General features: G+C 61.5%; 26 protein-coding genes. 19 read left to right on the forward strand and 7 right to left on the reverse strand.

Annotated features, from left to right (window positions below):
- Positions 1–11: 11 nt before the first annotated feature.
- From NKH60_RS13020 to NKH60_RS13030, 3 genes are all read right to left on the reverse strand, one after another.
- Complete coding sequence (locus tag NKH60_RS13020) at positions 12–536, reverse strand: SRPBCC family protein (RefSeq protein WP_352872373.1); 525 nt, start codon at positions 534–536, stop codon at positions 12–14.
- Positions 533–847 (reverse strand): ArsR/SmtB family transcription factor, encoded by a 315-nt coding sequence (locus NKH60_RS13025; RefSeq protein WP_352448759.1) that lies wholly within the window; start codon positions 845–847, stop codon positions 533–535. The genes NKH60_RS13020 and NKH60_RS13025 overlap by 4 nt, the downstream gene beginning before the upstream one ends.
- A gap of 81 nt (positions 848–928) precedes the next feature.
- On the reverse strand, positions 929–1,318 hold the full coding sequence (locus NKH60_RS13030; RefSeq protein ID WP_352872375.1) for a cupin domain-containing protein: 390 nt from the start codon (positions 1,316–1,318) through the stop codon (positions 929–931).
- Between the two features lie 208 nt (positions 1,319–1,526).
- On the opposite strand from NKH60_RS13030, the gene NKH60_RS13035 reads away from it, so the two are divergent.
- Together NKH60_RS13035 and NKH60_RS13040 are read left to right on the forward strand one after the other, a co-directional pair.
- Positions 1,527–2,039, forward strand: coding sequence for a single-stranded DNA-binding protein (locus tag NKH60_RS13035; RefSeq protein ID WP_352448761.1), 513 nt, complete (start codon positions 1,527–1,529; stop codon positions 2,037–2,039).
- A 122-nt stretch (positions 2,040–2,161) separates the two neighbouring features.
- On the forward strand, positions 2,162–2,587 hold the full coding sequence (locus tag NKH60_RS13040) for an OsmC family protein (RefSeq protein WP_352770376.1): 426 nt from the start codon (positions 2,162–2,164) through the stop codon (positions 2,585–2,587).
- Between the two features lie 8 nt (positions 2,588–2,595).
- Here the strand turns inward: NKH60_RS13040 and NKH60_RS13045 are convergent, their stop codons facing one another.
- A complete protein-coding gene (locus tag NKH60_RS13045; protein ID WP_023674869.1) occupies positions 2,596–3,225 on the reverse strand; it encodes a MarC family protein in 630 nt (209 codons plus the stop codon).
- Between the two features lie 74 nt (positions 3,226–3,299).
- The gene (locus tag NKH60_RS13050) at positions 3,300–3,830 is read right to left on the reverse strand and encodes a hypothetical protein (RefSeq protein ID WP_352540597.1); all 531 of its coding nucleotides are present in this window, start codon (positions 3,828–3,830) and stop codon (positions 3,300–3,302) included.
- A gap of 86 nt (positions 3,831–3,916) precedes the next feature.
- Between NKH60_RS13050 and NKH60_RS13055 the strand changes: the two genes are divergently transcribed.
- Positions 3,917–4,744: a helix-turn-helix transcriptional regulator gene (locus tag NKH60_RS13055; RefSeq protein WP_352471698.1), complete on the forward strand. Its 828-nt coding sequence runs from the start codon at positions 3,917–3,919 to the stop codon at positions 4,742–4,744.
- Positions 4,745–4,891: 147 nt separating this feature from the next.
- On the forward strand, positions 4,892–7,696 hold the full coding sequence (gene gyrA, locus NKH60_RS13060; RefSeq protein ID WP_352872377.1) for a DNA gyrase subunit A: 2,805 nt from the start codon (positions 4,892–4,894) through the stop codon (positions 7,694–7,696).
- A gap of 53 nt (positions 7,697–7,749) precedes the next feature.
- Here the strand turns inward: gyrA and NKH60_RS13065 are convergent, their stop codons facing one another.
- Entirely contained in the window at positions 7,750–7,902 is a 153-nt protein-coding gene (locus NKH60_RS13065; RefSeq protein WP_352502504.1) for a hypothetical protein, read from the reverse strand.
- A 195-nt stretch (positions 7,903–8,097) separates the two neighbouring features.
- On the opposite strand from NKH60_RS13065, the gene coaD reads away from it, so the two are divergent.
- The 8 genes from coaD to NKH60_RS13105 all read left to right on the forward strand — a co-directional run bounded on the left by coaD (position 8,098) and on the right by NKH60_RS13105 (position 14,292).
- On the forward strand, positions 8,098–8,598 hold the full coding sequence (gene coaD, locus NKH60_RS13070) for a pantetheine-phosphate adenylyltransferase (protein ID WP_352448768.1): 501 nt from the start codon (positions 8,098–8,100) through the stop codon (positions 8,596–8,598).
- 75 nt (positions 8,599–8,673) lie between these two features.
- Entirely contained in the window at positions 8,674–9,264 is a 591-nt protein-coding gene (locus NKH60_RS13075; RefSeq protein ID WP_352471695.1) for a peptidylprolyl isomerase, read from the forward strand.
- 29 nt (positions 9,265–9,293) lie between these two features.
- Positions 9,294–9,806, forward strand: a complete 513-nt coding sequence (locus NKH60_RS13080; RefSeq protein ID WP_352471694.1) for a peptidylprolyl isomerase — start codon at positions 9,294–9,296, stop codon at positions 9,804–9,806.
- Positions 9,803–10,201 (forward strand): hypothetical protein, encoded by a 399-nt coding sequence (locus tag NKH60_RS13085; RefSeq protein ID WP_352471693.1) that lies wholly within the window; start codon positions 9,803–9,805, stop codon positions 10,199–10,201. The genes NKH60_RS13080 and NKH60_RS13085 overlap by 4 nt, the downstream gene beginning before the upstream one ends.
- Before the next feature lie 12 nt (positions 10,202–10,213).
- Entirely contained in the window at positions 10,214–11,299 is a 1,086-nt protein-coding gene (gene queA / locus NKH60_RS13090; RefSeq protein ID WP_352471692.1) for a tRNA preQ1(34) S-adenosylmethionine ribosyltransferase-isomerase QueA, read from the forward strand.
- The gene (locus tag NKH60_RS13095; protein ID WP_352471691.1) at positions 11,289–11,558 is read left to right on the forward strand and encodes a hypothetical protein; all 270 of its coding nucleotides are present in this window, start codon (positions 11,289–11,291) and stop codon (positions 11,556–11,558) included. Before queA ends, NKH60_RS13095 begins: the two co-directional genes overlap by 11 nt.
- A gap of 8 nt (positions 11,559–11,566) precedes the next feature.
- Entirely contained in the window at positions 11,567–12,697 is a 1,131-nt protein-coding gene (tgt, locus tag NKH60_RS13100; RefSeq protein ID WP_352448774.1) for a tRNA guanosine(34) transglycosylase Tgt, read from the forward strand.
- Positions 12,698–12,936: 239 nt separating this feature from the next.
- Positions 12,937–14,292, forward strand: a complete 1,356-nt coding sequence (locus tag NKH60_RS13105; protein WP_352872380.1) for a glycosyltransferase family protein — start codon at positions 12,937–12,939, stop codon at positions 14,290–14,292.
- Positions 14,293–14,301: 9 nt separating this feature from the next.
- Here the strand turns inward: NKH60_RS13105 and NKH60_RS13110 are convergent, their stop codons facing one another.
- The gene (locus tag NKH60_RS13110) at positions 14,302–14,721 is read right to left on the reverse strand and encodes a DUF4864 domain-containing protein (protein WP_352455762.1); all 420 of its coding nucleotides are present in this window, start codon (positions 14,719–14,721) and stop codon (positions 14,302–14,304) included.
- Between the two features lie 236 nt (positions 14,722–14,957).
- Here NKH60_RS13110 and NKH60_RS13115 point away from each other — a divergent pair, with 236 nt between their 5' ends.
- From NKH60_RS13115 to NKH60_RS13145, 7 genes are all read left to right on the forward strand, one after another.
- Positions 14,958–15,194 (forward strand): Lrp/AsnC ligand binding domain-containing protein, encoded by a 237-nt coding sequence (locus NKH60_RS13115; RefSeq protein ID WP_023674883.1) that lies wholly within the window; start codon positions 14,958–14,960, stop codon positions 15,192–15,194.
- Between the two features lie 172 nt (positions 15,195–15,366).
- Positions 15,367–16,779, forward strand: a complete 1,413-nt coding sequence (locus NKH60_RS13120) for a circularly permuted type 2 ATP-grasp protein (protein ID WP_352613762.1) — start codon at positions 15,367–15,369, stop codon at positions 16,777–16,779.
- A gap of 185 nt (positions 16,780–16,964) precedes the next feature.
- Positions 16,965–17,906 carry an alpha-E domain-containing protein gene (locus tag NKH60_RS13125; RefSeq protein ID WP_023674885.1) on the forward strand — a complete coding sequence of 314 codons (942 nt, stop codon included), beginning with the start codon at positions 16,965–16,967 and terminating at the stop codon, positions 17,904–17,906.
- A gap of 61 nt (positions 17,907–17,967) precedes the next feature.
- Positions 17,968–18,762 carry a transglutaminase family protein gene (locus NKH60_RS13130; RefSeq protein WP_352455718.1) on the forward strand — a complete coding sequence of 265 codons (795 nt, stop codon included), beginning with the start codon at positions 17,968–17,970 and terminating at the stop codon, positions 18,760–18,762.
- A gap of 31 nt (positions 18,763–18,793) precedes the next feature.
- A complete protein-coding gene (locus tag NKH60_RS13135; protein WP_352448780.1) occupies positions 18,794–19,525 on the forward strand; it encodes a proteasome-type protease in 732 nt (243 codons plus the stop codon).
- A gap of 58 nt (positions 19,526–19,583) precedes the next feature.
- Complete coding sequence (locus NKH60_RS13140) at positions 19,584–20,996, forward strand: pyridoxal phosphate-dependent decarboxylase family protein (protein ID WP_352872383.1); 1,413 nt, start codon at positions 19,584–19,586, stop codon at positions 20,994–20,996.
- 128 nt (positions 20,997–21,124) lie between these two features.
- Positions 21,125–21,892, forward strand: coding sequence for a DeoR/GlpR family DNA-binding transcription regulator (locus NKH60_RS13145; RefSeq protein WP_023674889.1), 768 nt, complete (start codon positions 21,125–21,127; stop codon positions 21,890–21,892).
- Positions 21,893–21,948: the final 56 nt, after the last annotated feature.

Raw genomic sequence — 21,948 nt, forward strand, 5'->3', positions numbered from 1 at the left:
ACTGTTGTCGTTCAGGCCGCGCGCAGGAAGAGGCGCGGGGTGTTTGCGGCGATCTGCTTGTGCCTGGGAGTGCGCGCTTCAAAGGAAAGCCGGCAACCGGCGCCTGCCATCGCGATCTCTGGCACTGCTGCCCGAGCAAAACCGTCATGGACGATGCGTAGATGCGTGCCGCCGGAAACGGTGCGGTCGAGCGTAAAGGTGACGATGCTGTCCACTGGGCTGTCGTTCATTGCGCTGTCCAGGGGGCTGCCGGGCGGCACCTGCGTATCGCCGGGCGCCGGGCGCTCCCGCCAGGAATAGCGCAGCAGCCGTCCGGGATCCGCGTCGAGGATTTCGCACTCGATCGGCGCATTCGGCGCTTTGAAGGCAAAGCGGTTGCCGATTTCGGGCTTGATGTCGTTCGGCATCATCCAGGCCGCGAGCAGGTCCGGCACCGTCAGTGCCCGCCACACCTTTTCCGGCGGTTCGGGCAGCTCGCACTCGAACTCGATCTTGTCTGCGGCCATTTCGGCGCGTTCTTTGCCTCGGTTGGTCATTGGTCCATGTCCTTCAAAACCGTCTTGAGCCTTTCGATGCGCTCTGGCCAGAACGCACGGTAGCGTTCGATCCAGCCGAGCAGTGGCGCAAGCCCCTTCGGATCGACGCGGTAATAGGCGTTGCGACCGGCCCGGCGCTCGACCACGAGGCCGGCGCCGCGCAGCACTGCGAGATGTTGCGATACCGCCGGCTGCGATACCGGTATGCCAGTGCGCAGTTCCGACACCGTCATCTCGCCGTCGGCGAGCCGCTCATAGACGGCGCGACGCGTTGGATCCGCTAGTGCCCGAAAAATGTCTGCTTCGATCATGCCGAAGAATAAGTCAATACTTATCGGTTTGGCAAGCCGTGTTTTTTAAGACAGGCGGTATTTTTTAAGACAGGCGAGGTTTTACGAACTCGCTGGAAGCCAGCGTCTCACCATGTCGGGGGATCCGTTGAACGTCGCCTCGAAAACTGGTGACGCGAGCACAGCATGAATATGAAGCAATTCGGAGCCGACGTTTCGGAAGCCATGTTGCCTGTACGCGGCGACAACAAGCGACTGTCCGGCAGTCAAGACGAGATGCTCTTCGTCGATCCACATCTCGGCCCTGCCAGCGATGACGGTAAGTACTTCCTCGACCGGGTGCCAATGTGTCGGGGCGCCAACGGTGGGTTCGACCCATTGTTCAAACATGCAAAGTTGAGTTGCGCCGTTGCGGGCAGAGACATGCATGCGGGTCTTTACTCCCGTCCGCCACTCTTCTTGCGGCTGATCGTTATGCGCAACCATCTTCATGCGTTCGCCTCGATCCCATGGTCTGTGGAAATTCGACGCCAAGACACTACTTCTTACTGACAACTATTGACAGTGCAGGGCCTCTCCTATAGAACGAAAAGAGAACAAAAACCTTGTGGGAAAAGGCAGCGACGGCAGGCAGGGATTGTCCATAGCCTGTAAGGTGCGGCGACAAAAATTCGGTTTCGGATGAGCGCGGAGAAGTATCATGGCGGGTAGCGTCAACAAGGTCATTCTGGTGGGCAACCTCGGGGCGGACCCTGAAATCCGCCGCCTGAATTCGGGTGACCCGGTCGTCAACATCCGCATCGCGACGTCGGAAAGCTGGCGCGACAAGACGTCCGGAGAGCGCAAGGAAAAGACCGAGTGGCACAATGTCGTGATCTTCAACGACCAGATCGCCAAGGTGGCCGAGCAGTATCTGAAGAAGGGCATGAAGGTCTATGTCGAGGGCCAGCTGCAGACGCGCAAATGGCAGGACCAGACCGGCAATGACCGCTATACGACCGAAATCGTGTTGCAGAAATTCCGCGGCGAGCTGCAGATGCTCGATGCGCGGGGCGAGGGCGGCGGCCAGGTCGGCAACTATGCCGGTGGTGGTGCGAGCCGCGGTTCCGATTTCGGCCAGTCCGGCCCGGGCGAAAGTTTCAATCGCGGTGGCGCCAACAAGGGCGGCGGCGGTGGTTCGTCGCGCGAGCTGGACGACGAAATCCCGTTCTGATTTCTCGGGCGGACTGCCCTTGCGGCGAAAAGCGCCGGCACCTTGGCCACGAAATGGCGTCCCGAAAATCTGTCTTGGATTTTCGGGACGTTGTGCGTTTGAGCGGTGAAAGGACGTATCAGGTGAAGGCAAGGGTCAAATGGGTCGAGGAGCGCACTTTCGTTGGCGAGTCCGCCAATGGGCACAAGCTGGTGCTAGGCACTGCGTTCGGGCCGGAGGGCAAGACGCCGGGGCCGAGCCCAATGGAACTGGTGCTGATCGGCACTGGCGGCTGCTCGGCCTATGACGTGGTCCATATCCTCGAAAAGGGGCGCGAGGCGGTCGAAGATTGCGTGGTCGAACTCGATGCCGACCGTGCAGAAGCCGATCCCAGGGTGTTCACCCGCATTCACATGCATTTTGTCGTCAAGGGCCGGGCGCTATCACACGCCAAGGTGAAGCGGGCGATCGGGCTTTCGATCGAGAAATACTGCTCGGCCTCGGCAATGATGGCCAAGACTGCCGAGATTACCCACGACTTCGAAGTCATTGAAACGACAGCGAAGTAGGGCTGTTCCTACGTCGCCATCAGCGCCTTGATGCCGTCGGCGACGAACTGTACGGCGAGCGCCGCCAGGATGACGCCGAGCAGCCTTGTCAGGATCGAACGGCCGGTTTGGCCGAGGATACGGTCGATGCGCTCTGACAGCACGAACACCAGGTAGGTGATGACGAGGCAGATGGCGATGATGCCGACAAGGGCTGTCTGCGCGCCCAAACCCTGAAACGAGCTTGAGAGCAGGACGGTCGCCGAAATCGCGCCGGGACCGGCAATGAGCGGGATCGCCAGCGGAAAGGCGGCGATGTTGTGGATCATGTCCCTGGTGATGGCGACGTCGCCGATCTTCTCCTTGCGGTCCTGCCGGCGCTCGAACACCATTTCGAAGGCGATGAAGAACAGCAGAAAGCCGCCGGCGACGCGGAAGGCCGGCAGAGTGATGCCGAAGACTGACAGGATCGACGCGCCGGCGATTGCGAACAACGCCATTACCAGGAAGGCGATGACCGAGGCGCGCACGGAGACCTGGTTGCGCTCCTCGCGGTTCATGCCGCGGGTCACGGCGAGGAAGAGCGGCGCCAGGCCGGGCGGATCGATCGTCACCAGTATGGTGACGAAGGCGTTGAACAGGCTGTCGAAGCTCGGCATGCTGACCCTCCCCGCCGGCAAAGCCGGATAACGGGATTGGTAGAGCAAAGCGGAGCCAGTGGAAACCGTGCGGATCAGGGGCTGACGGCCCGGCGCGCCAGAAACTCGACTTCAAGACGCCAGGCGGCGCCGTCGTCCTGTGAGCGTTCGCCCAGCCAGCGGAACGAATTTTCGGTGATGCGCGAAAAGCTCCAGCGTACAGCAGATCCGGTGCCGTCTGCGCCTTGCTGGATGATGGTGTCGCCCTCGGCACGGCCGAGCTGGCGGCTGTAGTACTGATTGCGCGGATCGCTCCAGAAGATGTGCCAGGCGTCAACGCCGGGATCGTAGACGCGCAACGTCGTGCCATAGAAGGTCCATTTGCCGAGCGAGGGCGAGGGGCCGGCGTCACGGGCAGGCAGGATCCATACGTCCTGGATCGCGCGGCCTTCGAGCACCCAGCCGAAATGCACTTCGCCGCGCCCGGTCAGCACCTGACCGTCCTCGAGATGGCGCGTGGCGTCGAACGTCCAGGCGCCGACGAAGCGGCCATAAAGATTCAGTTTCTCGGCAAGGGCCGGTACGGGCCCATCGCTGTGCAGGACCTTGGCAAAGGAATTGGACATGGCTTCGCTCTCATCTTGTCAGGAGACCGGCAAGCATAGAGGCCGACAGGGGTTCTGCGCTTGGGAAAAGTTGCTATGTTTCGGCGATGACGACGAGCGCGCACAGGCTGGCGTCGGGCCGAGGCTGGCAGGTGTCGGATGTCATCTGCACCGCCAGCGCCGCCGACAGGCCATTCGAGGAGGAGCATCGGGATTTCTGCGTTGCCGCCGTAACCAACGGCACCTTCCGCTATCGTGCGCGCGAGGGCACGGCGATGCTGGCGCCGGGCGCGCTCCTGCTCGGCAATCCCGGCACATGCTACGAATGCGGGCACGAGCATGGCGCCGGCGACCGTTGCCTCTCCTTCCATTTCGGACCGGCCTATATGGAGCGGATCGTCGCCGACGTGCCGGGCGCCAAGACGCTCGATTTCGGAACGCCGCGCCTGCCGCCCTTGCCGGCGCTGGTGCCGCTGCTTGCCGAAGCGGAGGCGGCGCGCGAGATGGCCGACACCGGCGTGTTCGAGGAACTCGCCCTGCGCATTGCCGGTGCCGCGGTAACTGCGGCTTGCAGCGCTACGGATCGGGGACGGACGCCGAGCCGCCGTGACCAGAAGCGTGTCGCCGAAGCGGTGCGGCGCATCGAAGTCGATGCCGACCGGCCGATCTCGCTTGCCGAACTCGCCGACGAGACCGCCACCAGCCCTTACCATTTCCTGCGCACCTTCCGGCACGTTGCCGGTATGACGCCCTACCAATTCCTGCTGAGAGCGCGGCTGCACAGGGCAGCCGTGCGGCTGCGGACGTCGGATCAGACGATTTCGGCGATTGCCTTTTCGGCGGGATTCAACGATCTATCAACCTTCAATCGCCGTTTCCGGCGGCTGATGGGCGAGGCGCCGGGTACTTATCGCGCCCGCCGGCGACGCCCGTGAAAGGGTGCACGGCCATATCGTCGCAATTGGTTTATCCTTTTGAATTTGCCGCTAAAAACCACACTGGAAAACTGCCGCGATTGTTGGAGTTTCAGGCTGGCTTCCTATATAAGCACCAAGTGATTCCTGATTAGATTGTGATCCGATTTGACCGACCAAAAGACACCGCGCGGCGCCGACGGCGGCCCCACCGGCATCGAGCCGATATCCATCATCGAGGAGATGCAGCGCTCCTATCTCGACTACGCCATGAGCGTGATCGTCAGCCGCGCGCTGCCGGACGTGCGCGATGGCCTCAAGCCGGTGCATCGCCGCATCCTCTACGCCGCCTATGAGAGCGGCTATCACTGGAACCGCAAATATGTGAAATCGGCACGCCCGGTCGCCGACGTGATGGGTAAATATCATCCGCATGGCGACGCCTCGATCTACGACGCTTTGGTGCGCATGGCGCAGGATTGGTCGCTGCGCGTGCCGCTGATCGACGGGCAGGGCAATTTCGGCTCGATCGACGGCGATCCGCCGGCGGCGATGCGCTACACGGAATCGCGGCTGACCAAGGTCGCGCATGAGTTGCTGGAAGACATCGACAAGGACACCGTCGATTTCCAGGACACTTACGATGCGTCCGGCAGCGAACCGAAAGTCCTGCCGGCGCGCTTTCCGAACCTGTTGGTCAACGGCTCCGGCGGTATCGCCGTCGGCATGGCCACCAACATCCCGCCGCACAATCTGGGCGAGGTCTGCAACGGCGCCATTGCCCTCATCGACAATCCGGCGATCGACCTTCCGGCGCTGATGGAGATTATTCCGGGACCGGATTTCCCGACCGGTGGCATCGTGCTTGGCCGTTCCGGCATCTATAGCGCCTATTCGACCGGTCGCGGCTCCATCGTCATGCGCGGCCGCGTCAACGTCGAGGCGCGCGGCAACGATCGTGAATCGATCGTCATCACCGAGGTTCCCTATCAGGTGAACAAGGCGTCGATGATCGAGAAGATGGCCGAGTTGGTGCGCGACAAGCGCATCGAAGGCATTTCCGACATTCGCGACGAGAGCGACCGCCAGGGCTACCGCGTCGTCATCGAACTGAAGCGCGACGCGGTCGCCGATGTCATCCTCAACCAGCTTTACCGCTTCACCCCGCTGCAGACGTCCTTCGGCGCCAACATGGTGGCACTGAACGGCGGCAAGCCGGAATTGCTGACTCTGACCGACATGCTGAAGGCATTCGTCGCCTTCCGTGAGGAGGTGATCAGCCGGCGCACGAAGTTCCTGCTGCGCAAGGCGCGCGACCGCGCCCATGTGCTGGTCGGCCTTGCCATCGCTGTTGCCAACATCGATGAAGTCATCAAGCTGATTCGCAGCGCTCCGGACCCGCAGACGGCGCGCGAGCAGTTGATGGAGCGGCGCTGGCCTTCGGGCGACGTGGAATCGCTGATTCTTCTGATCGACGACCCGCGCCATCGCATCAACGAGGACGGTACCTACAATCTCTCCGAGGAGCAGGCGCGCGCCATCCTCGAACTCCGCCTGCAGCGCCTGACCGCGCTCGGCCGCGACGAGATCGCCGACGAGCTGAACACGATCGGCGACGAGATCAAGGACTACCTGGACATCCTCTCGTCGCGCGCCCGCGTCCAGCAGATCGTCAAGGACGAGCTCATCGCCGTGCGGGACGAGTTCGGCACGCCGCGCCGTACCGAGCTCGCCGAGGGCGGGGCGGACATGGAAGACGAGGACCTGATCCAGCGCGAGGACATGGTCGTCACGGTCAGCCATTCCGGCTACATCAAGCGCGTGCCGCTGTCGCTCTACCGGGCGCAGCGCCGCGGCGGCAAGGGCCGCTCCGGCATGTCGACCAAGGAAGAGGATTTCGTCACCCGGCTGTTCGTGGCCAACACGCACACGCCGGTGCTGTTCTTCTCCTCGCGCGGCATCGTCTACAAGGAAAAGGTCTGGCGCCTGCCGATCGGCAACCCGCAATCGCGCGGCAAAGCGCTGATCAATATGCTGCCGCTCGAACAGGGCGAGCGCATCACCACGATCATGCCGCTGCCGGAGGATGAGACGAGTTGGGGCGAGCTCGACGTCATGTTTGCCACCACGCGCGGTACCGTGCGCCGCAACAAGCTGTCGGACTTCGTCCAGGTCAACCGCAACGGCAAGATCGCCATGAAGCTGGACGAGGAAGGCGACGAGATCCTCGGCGTCGAGACCTGCACCGACAATGACGACGTGCTTTTGACGGCAAGTTCCGGCCAGTGCATCCGCTTTCCGGTTAGCGACGTACGCGTCTTCCAGAGCCGCAATTCGGTCGGCGTGCGCGGCATTGCGATGGCCGATGGCGACCGGGTGATCTCGATGGCGGTGATCGAGCATGTCGATGCGCCGCCGGCGGAGCGTGCCGCCTACCTCAAGCGGGTGGTGGCCGAACGCCGGCTCGCTGCTGACATCGCGGCCGGCGAGGAGGAAGAAATCCAGCTCACCAATGAAGACGTCGGCGAAGAGGCAGAGCTTTCCGACGACCGCTATGAATTCCTCAAGGCGCACGAGCAGTTCGTGTTGACGGTGACGGAATATGGCTACGGCAAGCGTTCATCGTCCTACGATTTCCGCCTGACTGGCCGTGGCGGCAAGGGTATTCGCGCCACCGACGTCTCGAAAACGGCCGAAATCGGCCGCCTAGTGGCGACCTTCCCGGTCGGCAATGACGATCAGATCATGCTGGTTTCGGATGGCGGCACCGTTATCCGTGTTCCAGTGAACGGCATTCGTTTCGCCAGCCGCGCCACCAAGGGCGTTACCATCTTCAATACCGCTGAGGGCGAGAAGGTCGTTTCGGTCGAGCGAATTTCAGAACCGCAAGCGGATGAAGAGATCGAAGAGAATGCTGAAAGCGGCGCTGTTGCCGATGCCGATGGTAGGGAGCCCGATACTTCCGTCGAGTGAGTTTGGCACGACGACGCCAGCCCTGTGGGCCGGCGTGTGAAGACACCCGCAATCTAGAAGCGGCGATAAGGCCTGCGGTTGCCGAAGCCCTCGAACCGCTTGGTATTGGCCTTGGCGCGGACGCGCTGTGCTTCCTGATGCAACCCGAATAGGGTGGCGATCAGCATGGCGACGGTCATTGCGGTGGCGAGCATGTAGATCAGCATGTGCGTGTTCTCCTGCGCCTAACAACGATTAGATGGGTGTTTGGTTTCATCTCCTGCAGCTGCAACTTAGTGAACACTGCGTGAAGCTGTTGTGAGCGGCACATTCATCTGTCGTTCACGTCGGCCAAAAGGTTCACGGCGCGGGCTGGCGATCGGATTTGCCTTTAGGAGAGAGGCTCGCTAGAAGCACCTGCCATGACCGAACGCATCGCCCTTTATGCCGGCTCTTTCGACCCGCTGACCAACGGCCATCTCGACGTGCTGAAGGCGTCGCTGGCCGTGGCGGATACAATCTATGCGGCGATCGGCATCCATCCCGGCAAGAAGCCGTTATTTTCCTTCGAGGAACGGGTTGGCCTGATCGAAACGGCCGCGAAGGCGGAATTCGGCAGCGACGGTGCGCGTATCAAAGTAGTCGCCTTCGACGGGTTGGTAATCGACGCGGCCAGGAAGCATGGCGCCTCGATCATGATCCGCGGCCTGCGCGACGGCACCGACCTTGACTATGAGATGCAGATGGCCGGCATGAACGAGACCATGGCGCCGGAGCTGCAGACGGTGTTCCTGCCCGCCAGCCCTTCGGTGCGCACCATTACCGCCACACTTGTGCGCCAGATAGCTTCGATGGGAGGCGACATCCGTCCCTTCGTGCCGGCGGCCGTGGCCGGCGCGCTCACCGCCAAATTCGCGAAATAAATGCATGTCACCCAAAAGTGGAACCCGGCTTTGGGTAACGACATGCATGAACGAAGATATTCGGAGAAAGATCCCATGCAGCTGAAAAAGCTTGCCTTCTTGCTTGCCGTGCTTGCCGGTCTTGTGACCGCATCCGTGTCGGCCTTTGCCGCCGATCCGGAAAACACCATGATCGTAACGCTGAAGGACGGCGACGTGACCATCGCGCTGAGGCCCGACCTTGCGCCGAAGCACGTCGCGCAGATCAAAAAGCTGGTGCGCCAGGGCGCCTACGACAACGTCGCCTTTCACCGCGTCATTGACGGGTTCATGGCGCAGACCGGCGACGTCAAGTTCGGCAACATGAAGAGCGGCTTCAATGCCGACGCTGTCGGCACCGGCGGCTCCGATCTTCCTGACCTGCCGGCCGAATTCTCCAGCACCGAGCACTACCAGCGCGGCGTGGTCGGCATGGCCCGCTCCGACGATCCGAATTCCGCCAATTCGCAATTCTTCATCATGTTCGCGCCGGCACCGCCGCTCGATGGCCAGTACACCATCGTTGGCAATGTCGTCAGCGGCATGGAGTTGGTGGACCACATCAAGAAAGGCGACGAGGCGCAGAACGGCACGGTGACCGACCCCGATCGCATGATCAAGGTGCGCATCGCCGCGGACGGCAAGTAACCTCAATTGTTCAAAAGGATATTTCTGACATGGCCGAAATCAAGGACCGCGAGAACGCGCTTATCATGGACACGACCAAGGGCAAGGTCGTCATCGAATTGTTTCCAGATCTGGCGCCCGGCCATGTCGACCGTATCAAGGAGCTGGCGCGCGAAGGCGCCTATGACGGCGTGGTCTTCCACCGCGTCATCGACGGCTTCATGGCGCAGACCGGCGACGTGAAGTTCGGCAATTCCAACAAGCCGTCTTTCGCGCCATCGCGCGCCGGCACTGGCGGTTCCGACAAACCCGATCTGAAGGCCGAGTTCTCCAACGCCAACCACGGCCGCGGCACCTGCTCGATGGCGCGCTCGCAGAACCCGAACTCGGCCAATTCGCAGTTCTTCATCTGCTTCGACGATGCCGCCTTCCTCAACCGCCAGTACACGGTATGGGGCCAGGTCATCGAAGGCATGGACAACGTCGACAAGATCAAGCGCGGCGAACCGGTGCAGGATCCTGACAAGATCGTATCGCTCAAGGTCGCGGCCGACGTGAAATGACCAGCCGGGCTGTCGCGGCCATCGCAATTATGCTCGCCGCGGCGGCCACTCCGGCGCTGGCGACGGAATCGATCGTCTGCAGCGCCGACGGCGGCGCGGCATCGATTGATGTTTTGATGGGACACACGGCCGTCATTGCGGTGGCGCGTGTGTGGCTGGATGCCGGCGGCAAGACATGGACCACGGACGGACAGCCAGGCTCAACGAAAGTTATCGTTGGACAGGCATTCGAAGACGACGAGCGCATGCTGATCGATCTCACTGATGAGGGCCTCAGCTCGATCGTCGCCAAATTGCGGCTGGTCAAGGCCAGCGAGCAGTCCAGCTTCGCGATGGGCGGCACATTGAGCATAGACGGTGTCGGCGCCTGGGCGGTGACCTGCCCGGAACCTTGAGGCGGGGATCTCTTGCGCGTCGACCTTTTCGACTTCGATCTGCCGGAGGAGCGCATCGCGCTTCGCCCAGCCGAGCCGCGCGACAGTGCCAGGATGCTGGTGGTCAGGCCGGGTGAGGGGCTCGAAGACCGGACGGTGCGCGACCTGCCGGCCCTGCTCAAGGCCGGTGATGTGCTGGTCTTCAACGACACCAAGGTCATTCCGGCACAGCTGAAAGGCATCAGGCGGCGCGGCGAGGCGGCGGCGCAGGTCGAAGCCACGCTGCATATGCGGATGGCGCCCGACCGCTGGCTCGCCTTCATGCGTCCGGGCAAGCGCATCGCCGCCGGCGATCGTATCCATTTCGGTCATGACGCCAATTCCTGCCTTCTCGGCCAGCTCGACGCGATCGTGATCGAGAAGGGAGAAGGCGGCGAGGTGCTGCTCGGCTTCGACCTGTCAGGTCCGTTCCTCGACGAGGCGCTGCATGCAGTCGGCCACATCCCGCTGCCGCCCTACATCGCCTCCAAGCGTGACGACGACGAACGCGACCGCAGCGACTATCAGACCATTTATGCGAGGGAGGAGGGCGCGGTCGCCGCGCCGACGGCAGGGCTGCATTTCACGCCGGAGCTGTTTGCGACGCTCGACGCCAAGGGCATAGAGCGCCGTTTCGTCACGCTGCATGTCGGCGCCGGCACGTTCCTGCCGGTGAAGGCGGACGACACCGCCGACCACAAGATGCACGCCGAAACCGGTTCGGTCAGCCCGGAAACCGCCGAGGCGCTGAATGCGGCGAAAGCAAAAGGAGGGCGCATTATCGCCGTCGGCACGACATCGCTGCGCTTATTGGAGAGCGCGGCTGGCGAGGACGGCAGGCTGGCCGCATGGTCAGGCCCGACAGACATCTTCATCACGCCCGGCTATCGTTTCAAGACCGCAGACTTGCTGATGACCAATTTCCATCTGCCGCGTTCGACGCTGTTCATGCTGGTTTCGGCCTTCTGCGGTTTGCAGACGATGCGGGCGGCCTATGCGCATGCCATCGAGAATCGCTACAGGTTTTATTCCTATGGAGACGCAAGTCTTCTGTTCAGGGAGGATACCGATGGACGATGACCTGGAAACCTTCGACCGGGAAGCCTTGATCGCCGAGGTCAGGAAACTGCGCGCCGGCATCCGCCAACACCGCGACGCCACCGGCCATGATCTGTGCTGGCACCATCCCGACCTCTGGTCACTTTTGCCCGAAAAGACCGACCCGGCGATTGCCGTGCCGCCGTGGCCGAAATTCATGCGCGGCTGCATCCGCTACCGGCAATCACTCGACAAGCAGGCCCCGGACGCGCCGGTATTCGACAAGGAGTTCGATGGCTAGGGAATTCAATGACTGACGCATTCACCTTCAAGGTGCTGGCGACCGACGGCAGGGCGCGGCGTGGTGCAATCACCATGCCGCGCGGGGAAATCCGCACGCCTGCCTTCATGCCGGTCGGTACCGGCGGCACGGTGAAGGCCATGTATATGGATCAGGTGCGCGGCGTCGGCTCGGACATTATCCTCGGCAACACCTACCACCTGATGCTAAGACCCGGCGCCGAGCGCGTGGCGCGGCTCGGCGGCCTGCATGAATTCGCCCGCTGGCCGCATCCAATCCTGACCGACAGCGGCGGCTTCCAGGTGATGTCGCTGTCGAAGCTGCGGAAACTGACCGAGAACGGCGTTACCTTCCGTTCGCATATCGACGGCGGCGCCTACGAGATGTCGCCAGAGCGTTCGATAGAGATCCAGGGGCTGCTCGATTCCGACATCCAGATGCAGCTCGACGAATGCACGGCTCTGCCGGCCAAGCAGAACGAGATCGAGCGTGCCATGGAGTTGTCGTTGCGCTGGGCCGAGCGTTGCAAGACGGCATTCGGCGAGCAGCCCGGCAAGGCGATGTTCGGCATTGTGCAAGGCGGCGACGTGCCGGATCTGCGGCTGCGCTCGGCGCAGGCGCTGAAGGCAATGGAGCTGAAGGGTTACGCGATCGGCGGGCTGGCTGTCGGCGAGCCGCAAGCGGTGATGCTGGAGATGCTCGACATCACTTGCCCGGAGCTGCCGGCTGACCGGCCGCGCTACCTGATGGGCGTCGGCACCCCGGACGACATTTTGAAGTCGGTTGCGCGCGGCATCGACATGTTCGACTGCGTGATGCCGACGCGGGCAGGGCGCCACGGCCTTGCCTACACACGGCGCGGCAAGGTCAATCTGCGCAACGCCCGCCATGCCGACGATCCGCGTCCGCTCGATGAGGAAAGCGACTGCCCGGCCGCACGCGACTATTCGCGGGCCTACTTGCACCATCTGGTGCGCTCGCAAGAGGCGCTTGGGGCGATGCTCCTGACCTGGAACAATCTGTCCTATTACCAGCAGCTGATGCGCGATATTCGTGAAGCGATCGAGGCTGGCAGGTTCGCCGAACAAGCCGAGATCATCACGCAGCAATGGGCAAACGGTGACCTCGCCGTCCGGTAGGCATGCTCGCCAGGAATCCGGCTCCAGGGAGGAGTTGCCCCTGCCATGAACTGTTTTGAAACGACTGCCTAATAAGCATTGCCGGACGACATCGGGCGAGGATCAAGAACCTGTTCGTTTCGCGGCACGTTTCAGTTCCTGGCACGACGGTGCGGACGAACGGCATCGCTTCGCCTTCGCCCTCCGTGGCTGTCCAGCGATGGACGGCTGGGTCGTTGCTTGCCGCTCTGATAATCGCCGTGACCGGTCTGGTCTTGCGCTTGCTTGGCGCGCGCGGCGACCTTTGGCTGGACGAGATCTGGAGCTTTGCGCTGATCGAGCCGCTGACGTCGATCGACCAGATATTCTGGCACGTCAATCACGACAACAATCATTTCCTCAACTCGGTCTATCTCTATCTCATTGGCCCCGATGCTTCGCCGCTGATCCAGCGAGGTCTGTCGATAGCATTAGGCGTTGCCACGATCGCTGCGGCGGCAGCGAGCGCCGCATCGCGCGGACGACAGGCGATGATTGCCACAAGCGTGTTGTTTGCCGTGAGCTACCCAATGGTCCATTACGGCTCGGAGGCGCGCGGCTATGCCGGCCTTGTGCTGTTCACGCTGCTTTCGGTGGTTTTTCTGGAGCGCCGGCTCGACAATAGACGGTGGTCTGGCGCGGCCTTGGCAGCGGCGATCCTTTTCGGCTTCCTGTGCCATCTCACCATGATCGGAATGGTGGCGGTCCTCGCAATCTGGACCGCCTGGCTCGCCTGGCAGCGTACGGCGAAGGTCGGCCGCGTCGTTGCGGACCTGGCGTCGATCTTCCTGCCGGGCTTGCTTGCCGTGCTGCCGCTGGCTGTCGGCGTGTTTGTCGGCTGCAGGCTGTTCGGCTTCAGTGTCGGTGGTGTTTCGCCATTCTCGATTGCCGCCTTCGCGCAGGGCTATGGCGGGATGATCCGCTCTCTGTTCGGCCTGCCACCCTGGTTTGGCGACGGGCCTTATATCGTTGCCGCCTGCGGTCTTGTCGGCCTCTCCGCCGGTGTCTGGCGCGGTCGTCGAGCCAGCCTTTATGCCATCGGGATTATCGGACTGCCTTTGCTCATGGCGGCGGCGCATCTGCCCAACCTTGAGTTCCCGCGCTATTTCATCATCAGCGGAACATTGCTGCTGCTCTGGGCCGGCGAGATGATTGGCCGCGGCTTGGATGCTCGCGGGACTGCCAGGCTGCTTGCGATGGGAGCGCTGGCGATCGTGGTGAGTGGAAGCATTTCGTCGCTGCTTCAGTTCTATCAATATGGACGCGGCTCCTACGCCGCTATCGTTGATGAAATGACCAGGAACGGCGCAACCACCTATGCCAGCGACGGTAATTTCCGCACCCCCATTGTCGTCAACTATTTTGCGGCGCGAATGGATCGTCGGGCATTGCTGGTTCCAGACGACGGGATGTGCACCGAACGGCCCGCCTGGCTAGTCCTCGAGGGGGACGTGGACAAACAAGCCGAACATATCGAACGGACGGCCGCATGCGCTCTGGCCTATGAACGGGCCGATGCGTCGAGGCATTGGGGGTTTTCAGGCCTGAGCTGGACGCTCTACCGGCGACAGGATTGAAACACCCCTTTAGGTGCTGAGCGACGTGGACGCACGCAGGCTGCAGCCGGTGATCCGAAAGCTGCCGTCAGGCTGTAGTTCGAGCGTGTAGACCGCCTCGTAGTCCTTGCCATCCGGGCCGACGATGAGCACTTGCTGGATGATCGAGGTCGGGCTCGTCTCGCGAACCTTGCCGAAGGAGTAGGTCTGCGGTTGGCGCACCGGCGGATAGCCTTTTGTCACCATGTTCATGAAGGTATCGACAGTCGGAAAGATGCGTTTCACATTCGGTGCGGCAAAGCTGTAGGCCGTCATTCCGTCATTGGCGATGAAGGCCCTCAACTGCCCATCGATGACTGTCTGCGCCGCTTTGACTTCGGCGTCGCCAGCAAAGGCCTGGGATGCGAAAATGAATGGAACGACTGCGAATGCGAAAAACGCGCGGCGCATGGCCTGTCTCCGTTGTCCCTGAGAAATCGCTGCCTGAAGGTACATGATACCATACGCTTTGCAGTGCTTCAGGGTTTCAGCCGAGCGCAAACATTCGGCGTGGCAGTCCGTGTCCGAGCCGAGAAAGCATTGTCGAGGCGAGAACAGCCTGAGCGATTGCCGATGCTTGAAAGCCGGGCGGCAGTCTGCCACAAGGGCCGCTCGATTAGAGCGTGCGATGTGAGCAGGACCAGGCAATGAAGGCATTTTTCGTGCAGATAAAATGCGATCTGGGCAAGGCCTACGACGTTGCCAGCGCCCTGGCCGATGCCGAGATCGCTTCGGAAATCTACTCGACAGCCGGAAACTACGACCTGCTCGCCAAATTCTATGTCGACGACGAGGAAGACATCGGCCACTTCGTCAACGAGAAAGTGCAGATTCTTCCCGGCATCAAGGACACGTTCACGGTCGTCACCTTTCGCGCGTTTTGATCCGCATCCGGCATGTGCCCCGACACCAGGCAAAGCCTGATCAAGGCCCTATTGGTGCTGCCTTAATTTTAGGCAAGTGCGATATACTGATCGCCGGCGCCCAACAAATCACCGATTGCGCTTGATTTTCTCCAGCCAGGCCAGTGAAATGGCGCCACAGGGGAGTATGCGATTGGCAGCGTTCGATGAAATGCTTCCGGAAGTTTCCGGGCTGAGAAAACCGTATTCGGCTTACGATCGCTGGCTGAAGGAACAGGACCCGGCCAGACTTACCGAGAAGATGCAGGACGCCGAACGCGTCTTTCGCAAGACAGGCATCACTTTCGCCGTCTACGGCGAGCAGGAAGCATCGGAGCGGCTGATACCCTTCGATATCGTTCCGCGCATCATTTCGGGCAACGAATGGCGACGGCTGACGCAAGGCATCGAGCAGCGCGTCCAGGCGCTGAACGCCTTTCTCGACGACATCTACCATCGCCAGGAGATCTTACGCGCCGGCCGGGTGCCGAAGGAGTTGATCGCCAAGAACGAGGCGTTCCTGCCCGAGATGATCGGGGTGCGGCCGCCGGCCGGCGTCTATACCCACATCATCGGCGTCGACATCGTACGCATCAGCGAGAACGAGTTCTACGTGCTGGAGGACAATGCGCGCACGCCGTCCGGCGTCTCCTACATGCTGGAGAATCGCGAGACGATGATGCAGCTCTTCCCTGAGCTGTTCCAGCAGATCAAGGTGCGGCCGGTTGAGAATTACCCGCAGCTCTTGCGCCAGTCGCTGGCGGCAGTGCGGCCGCAAAGCACCAAGGGCGCGCCGACCATTGCCGTGCTGACGCCGGGCAGCTTCAACTCGGCCTATTTCGAACATGCTTTCCTTGCCGACCAGATGGGCGTGCAGCTTGTCGAGGGGCAGGATCTGCGCGTCGTCGATGGCCATGTCGCGATGCGCACCACCGAGGGCTACAAGCAGATCGACGTGCTTTACCGTCGTGTCGACGACTCGTTCCTCGATCCGCTGACCTTCCGCCCCGACTCGGCACTTGGCGTGCCGGGCATTATGGACGTCTACCGCGCCGGCAACATCACGATCGCCAATGCGCCGGGAACCGGCATCGCCGACGACAAGGCGATTTATTCCTACATGCCCGAAATCGTCGAATTCTATACCGGCCGCAAGGCGATCCTCGGCAACATCCCGACCTGGCGCTGCTCGGAGCCGGACAGCCTGAAATACGTGCTCGAACACATCGACGAATTGGTGATCAAGGAAGTCCACGGCTCCGGCGGTTACGGCATGCTGGTCGGTCCGGCGGCGACCAAGAAGGAATGCGAAGAGTTTTCCAAAAAGCTCGCGGCAAAACCGTCGAACTACATCGCCCAGCCGACGCTGGCGCTGTCGACCTGTCCGATCCTGACGGACAAGGGGCTGGCGCCGCGCCATGTCGATCTGCGCCCCTATGTGCTGGTTTCCGACCGTATCCAGATCGTGCCCGGCGGGCTGACCCGAGTAGCGCTCAAGGAAGGCTCGCTGGTCGTCAATTCCTCGCAAGGCGGGGGCACGAAGGATACGTGGGTGTTGGATGATTAGAGTGAAAGTAGTGAATAGTGAATAGTGAATAGTGAATAGTGAATAGTGAATAGTGAATAGGTAAGGATGTGGGTCGTTGATGTTGGTGAAATGCCCTGAAGTGAAGCGCGCGGAACCGTGCCCTGGAATCCGGATAGTCACCATTCACCATTCACCTTTCACTATTCACCACAGGACCGCCTGACATGCTTCTCGGCCGCACCGCCAACGGGCTCTACTGGATGAACCGCTACATCGAGCGGGCGGAAAACATGGCGCGGCTGGTGGATGCCGGCTTGCGCATGGCGCTGACTCGTACTCAGAACGCTTCGGAGGAGTGGAATTCGGTGCTGCTCAGCGCCGGTTCGGACGCCAGCTTCACGCAGAAATATTCCGACTACACCGCCGCCAATGTCGCCGACTATCTGCTGCGCGACACATCGAACCCGTCGAGCACGATGTCGTCTATCGAAACGGCCCGTAACAATGCCCGCATGGTGCGTACCGCACTGACGCGTGAAACCTGGGAAAGCATCAACGAAGCCTGGATGTCGCTGAAGCGGATGCTGGCCAAGCCGATCGACGAGCGCGACCTGCCCAACGCGCTCGACGCAATCAAGCGCGAGACGGCGCTGATCCGCGGCTCGTTCTACGGCACGATGCTGCGCAACGAGATTTTCGATTTCTCGCAGCTCGGCACTTATGTCGAACGCGCCGACAACACCGCGCGTATCCTGGATGTGAAATACTACGTGCTGTTGCCGTCGATCTCCTGGGTCGGCTCGACGCTCGACAACTACCAGTGGGAATCGATCCTGCGCTCGGTGTCGGCGCACCGTTCCTATCGCTGGGTCTATGATGCCGACTACAAGCCGAGCAACATCGCCGATTATCTGATCCTCAACGTCCGCATGCCGCGCTCGCTGACCTTTTGCTACCGCTTCCTGACGGAGCATCTCAAATTCCTGGGTGACGACTATGGGGAGCGCCACGCCTGTCATGCGACGGCTGCCAAGACCCAGGCCATGCTGACGGCCGGGTCGATCAAGGATATTTTCGACGCCGGCCTGCACGAATTCCTGGCCAATTTCATCCGCGACAACACCAGGCTCGGCGACGAGATCGCGCAGGATTACAGGTTCTATTGAGCATGATCCCAAAAAGCGGAGACCGGTTTTCGGAAAAGCTCATGCTCCAGGGACGAGTGCGATGCGGCTGAAGATCACCCACCGGACCGAATACCGCTACGATGCGCCGGTGCACTATCTGTTGCAGCGTTTGCGGCTGCTCCCGGTGAACGGGCGCACCCAGACGGTACTGTCCTGGGCGCTGAAGATCGAAGGCGCACGCGAGGAAGTGCGCTTCACCGACCATTTCGGCAATGATACCCGGCTGTTGAGCGTCGAGGGCGAGCGCGACTTCATCACCGTCGAAGCAGCCGGCGAAGTGGTGACGCGCGACACCGCTGGCGTCTGCGGACCGCACCAGGGTTTCGCGCCGCTCTGGCTGTTCGGCCAGGAAACGCCGCTGACGACGATCGGCAGCGGCATTCGCGAGCTTGCTGCCTCGGTCGGCAAGGGTACCGACATCGAAAGGCTGCACCGGTTGATGGCGGTGATCGGCGAGCGCGTCGCTTATACGCCGGACACCACCAACGTGACGACGCCGGCCGAAGAGGCCCTGGCGCTCAAGACCGGCGTTTGCCAGGACCACAGCCACATCTTCGTTGCCGCGGCGCGTGCCATGGATTTTCCGGCCCGCTATATCAGCGGCTACCTGATGATGGATGCGGCCATCGAGCAGGCGGCAAGCCACGCCTGGGCCGAGGCGCATGTCTCGGGCCTCGGCTGGGTCGCCTTCGATGTCGCCAACGGCATTTCTCCGGACGAGCGTTATGTGAAGGTGGCGACCGGCCGCGATTATCGCGACGCCACGCCGGTATCTGGAATTCGGCTGGGACAGGCGGAAGAACAGCTTGCGGTCACCGTCACCGTGGAGCAGTAATCCCCGGCAAGATTGTTGCCAAAGAGATTCGATGACCTATTGCGTCGGCCTGAAGATCGATCGCGGGCTCGTGTTCATGTCGGACACGCGCACCAACGCCGGCATGGATTCGATCTCGACCTTCAGGAAGATGCATGTCTGGGAAGAGCCGGGCGAGCGCGTCATCGTTTTGATGTCGGCCGGCAATCTGGCGACGACGCAGGCCGTGGTCAGCCTGCTCGACGAACGCACCAAGGCAGTGGCGGAGCGCCGTGCCACACTGCTCGAAACGCCCTCCATGTACCAGACAGTCCGGTTGGTCGGAGACACCGTCAAGGAGGTCATCGCCAGTTCGTCGCCGGCGGGCGAAAAGGCGGATTCCTACTTCAACGCCTCCTTCATCCTCGGCGGTCAGATCAAGGGCAGCGCGCCGCGCCTGTTCATGATCTATCCGGAAGGCAATTTCATCGAATCCACCGACGACACGCCGTTCTTCCAGATCGGTGAGACCAAATACGGCAAGCCGATCATTATCCGTGCGTATGAAAAGACCATGAGTTTCGCCGAGACGGTGAAGTTGCTGCTGGTGTCGTTCGACTCGACGCTGAAGTCGAACCTGTCGGTCGGCCTGCCGCTCGACCTGCTGTTCTATGAAAAGGACACTTTCAAGGTCGGCCTCAAAAAGCGAATAACCCAGGACGATCAATATTATCGTACGATCTCGGATAGCTGGTCGAACGCGCTGAAGACCGCCTTTGCCAGTCTGCCTGATTTTCCCGAATGAAAACCTTCGTTTTTCGTGCTCTTTGATCGCGGCTCGATGAGGCGCTACGGAGGCGAAGATGAATAGCAACGAATTCCGCGAATGGTCGCTGCGAGCGGCTGAATGGGGCGCCGACTACAGAAACAGCCTTCGCGAAAAACCGGTGCGGCCGCTTGTCGAGCCGGGCGAAATCTTCAAAAGCATCGATGCCGCGCCGCCGGAAGACGGCGAAACGATGCAGGCAATCTTCGCCGATTTCGAACAAAAGATCTTGCCGGGCATGACGCACTGGCAGCATCCGCGTTTCTTCGCCTATTTCCCGGCTAACGCGGCACCGGTCTCCGTCGTGGCCGAGTATCTGGTTTCCGCGATGGCCGCGCAATGCATGCTCTGGCAGACCTCGCCGGCGGCAACCGAGCTCGAGACGCGTGTCGTCGACTGGATGCGGCAGGCGCTTGGTTTGCCGGAGGGATTTTCCGGCGTCATGCAGGATTCGGCTTCATCGGCGACGCTTGCCGCCGTGCTGACAATGCGCGAGCGCGCGCTCGACTGGCAAGGCAACAAGAACGGCTTGCAAGGGCAGCCGGTCGTGCGGATCTATTCTTCCGACCAGGTCCATACTTCTATCGACCGGGCGATCTGGGTGTCGGGCATCGGCGAGGCGAACCTCGTGCGCATTCCGGTCGCCGGACGCTTCCGCGCCATGCAGACGGCGGCTCTGGAAGCCGCGATCGTTACCGACCGCGAAAACGGCATGCTGCCGGCGGGCATCATCGCCAGCGTCGGCGGCACAAGTACCGGCGGCACCGACAATGTGGCGGCTGTTGCCGAGGTGGCGAAGCGGCACGGGCTCTACCTGCATGTCGATGCCGCATGGGCCGGCTCCGCCATGATCTGCCACGAGTTCCGGCATTTCTGGACCGGCGCCGAAAATGCCGATTCCATCGTCTTCAACCCGCATAAATGGTTGGGGGCACAGTTCGATTGCTCGATGCAGTTCATCCGCCAGCCGGAAGAGCTGGTCCGCACGCTGGCGATCAAGCCCGAATTCCTGAAAACGCATGGCCGCGACGGGGTCATCAACTACTCCGAATGGTCGGTGCCGCTCGGACGGAGGTTCCGCGCTCTGAAACTTTGGTTCCTGCTGCGTGCGTATGGCTTGGAAAATCTGCGGAACATGATCCGCAACCATGTTGCCTGGAGCGAGAGCCTCGCCGCGCGGCTGGCTCGGGAACCGGATTTCGAGATCGTCACGGAACCCATGCTGTCGCTATTCTCATTCCGCCATCTCGCGGCTGCGGCCATCGACTCTGACGAGCACAATTTGCGGTTGGTCAGCGCGATCAACGATGACGGCCGCATTTACCTGACGCAGACCCGGGTGGACGGGCAGGTGGCGATCCGCTTTCAGGTCGGGCAGTTCGAAACGACTGCGGCGGACGTCGATACTGCTTTCTCGGTCATCACTGAGATCGCGCGGGGGCTGAGTTGATAGCCTCGTCGAGATTGCGCCGGAGCTTTTCTCGCTGCAGTCGCCCGATTTTCATTAGCCGGCCCATACCTGTTCATGGCTTTCGTTTTCAGCTATAGACGAGAAAAACGAAAATGAGAGGTTGCTAGATGTATCTGTCGCCGCGTCATTCCGAAATCATCCAGATGGCCAAGGACCATGGCCGCGTACTGGTCGAGGAGCTGGCGACGCATTTCAACGTGACGCCGCAGACGATCCGCAAGGATCTCAACGATCTCTGCGACCAGCGCCTTTTGTCCCGCATCCATGGCGGGGCATTGTTCCCCTCCGGCATCGAGAACATGGAATATGAGGCTCGGCGCAAGATCGCCGCCGAGGAGAAGGAGGCGATCGGCCGCGCAGCAGCCCGGCTGATCCCCGATAACGCGTCTCTATTCATCAATATCGGGACAACGACGGAAGCTGTCAGCAAGTCGCTGCTCGATCACAGCGGCCTGATGGTCATCACCAATAACATCAATGTTGCCAACAGGATGCGTATATATCCTTCGATCGAGGTGGTGATCGCCGGCGGTGTCGTGCGCGGTTCCGACGGCGGTGTGGTCGGCGAGGCCGCGGTCGATTTCATCAGGCAGTTCAAGGTCGATTTTGCGGTGATCGGCGCCTCGGCCATCGACCATGACGGCGCACTGCTCGACTTCGATTTTCGCGAGGTGAAGGTGGCTCAGGCGATCATCGCCAACGCCCGACATGTGATCTTGGTGTCGGACCAGACCAAATTCGAGCGCACCGCGCCCGTCCGCATCGGCCATCTGTCGCAGGTCAACACCTTTATCACCGATCGTTGCGACATCCCGTCGGTGCGTAAGATCTGCCAGGAGGCAGAAGTTCAGCTGATCGAAACGTCGCTATCCTAGAGATGCCGTCGCGGCATCTTCCGCCTATCACATTTCGTTTGACATTCGTTATCATT

It is taken from the genome of Mesorhizobium sp. M1006, assembly GCF_040318825.1.
Taxonomy (GTDB): domain Bacteria; phylum Pseudomonadota; class Alphaproteobacteria; order Rhizobiales; family Rhizobiaceae; genus Mesorhizobium.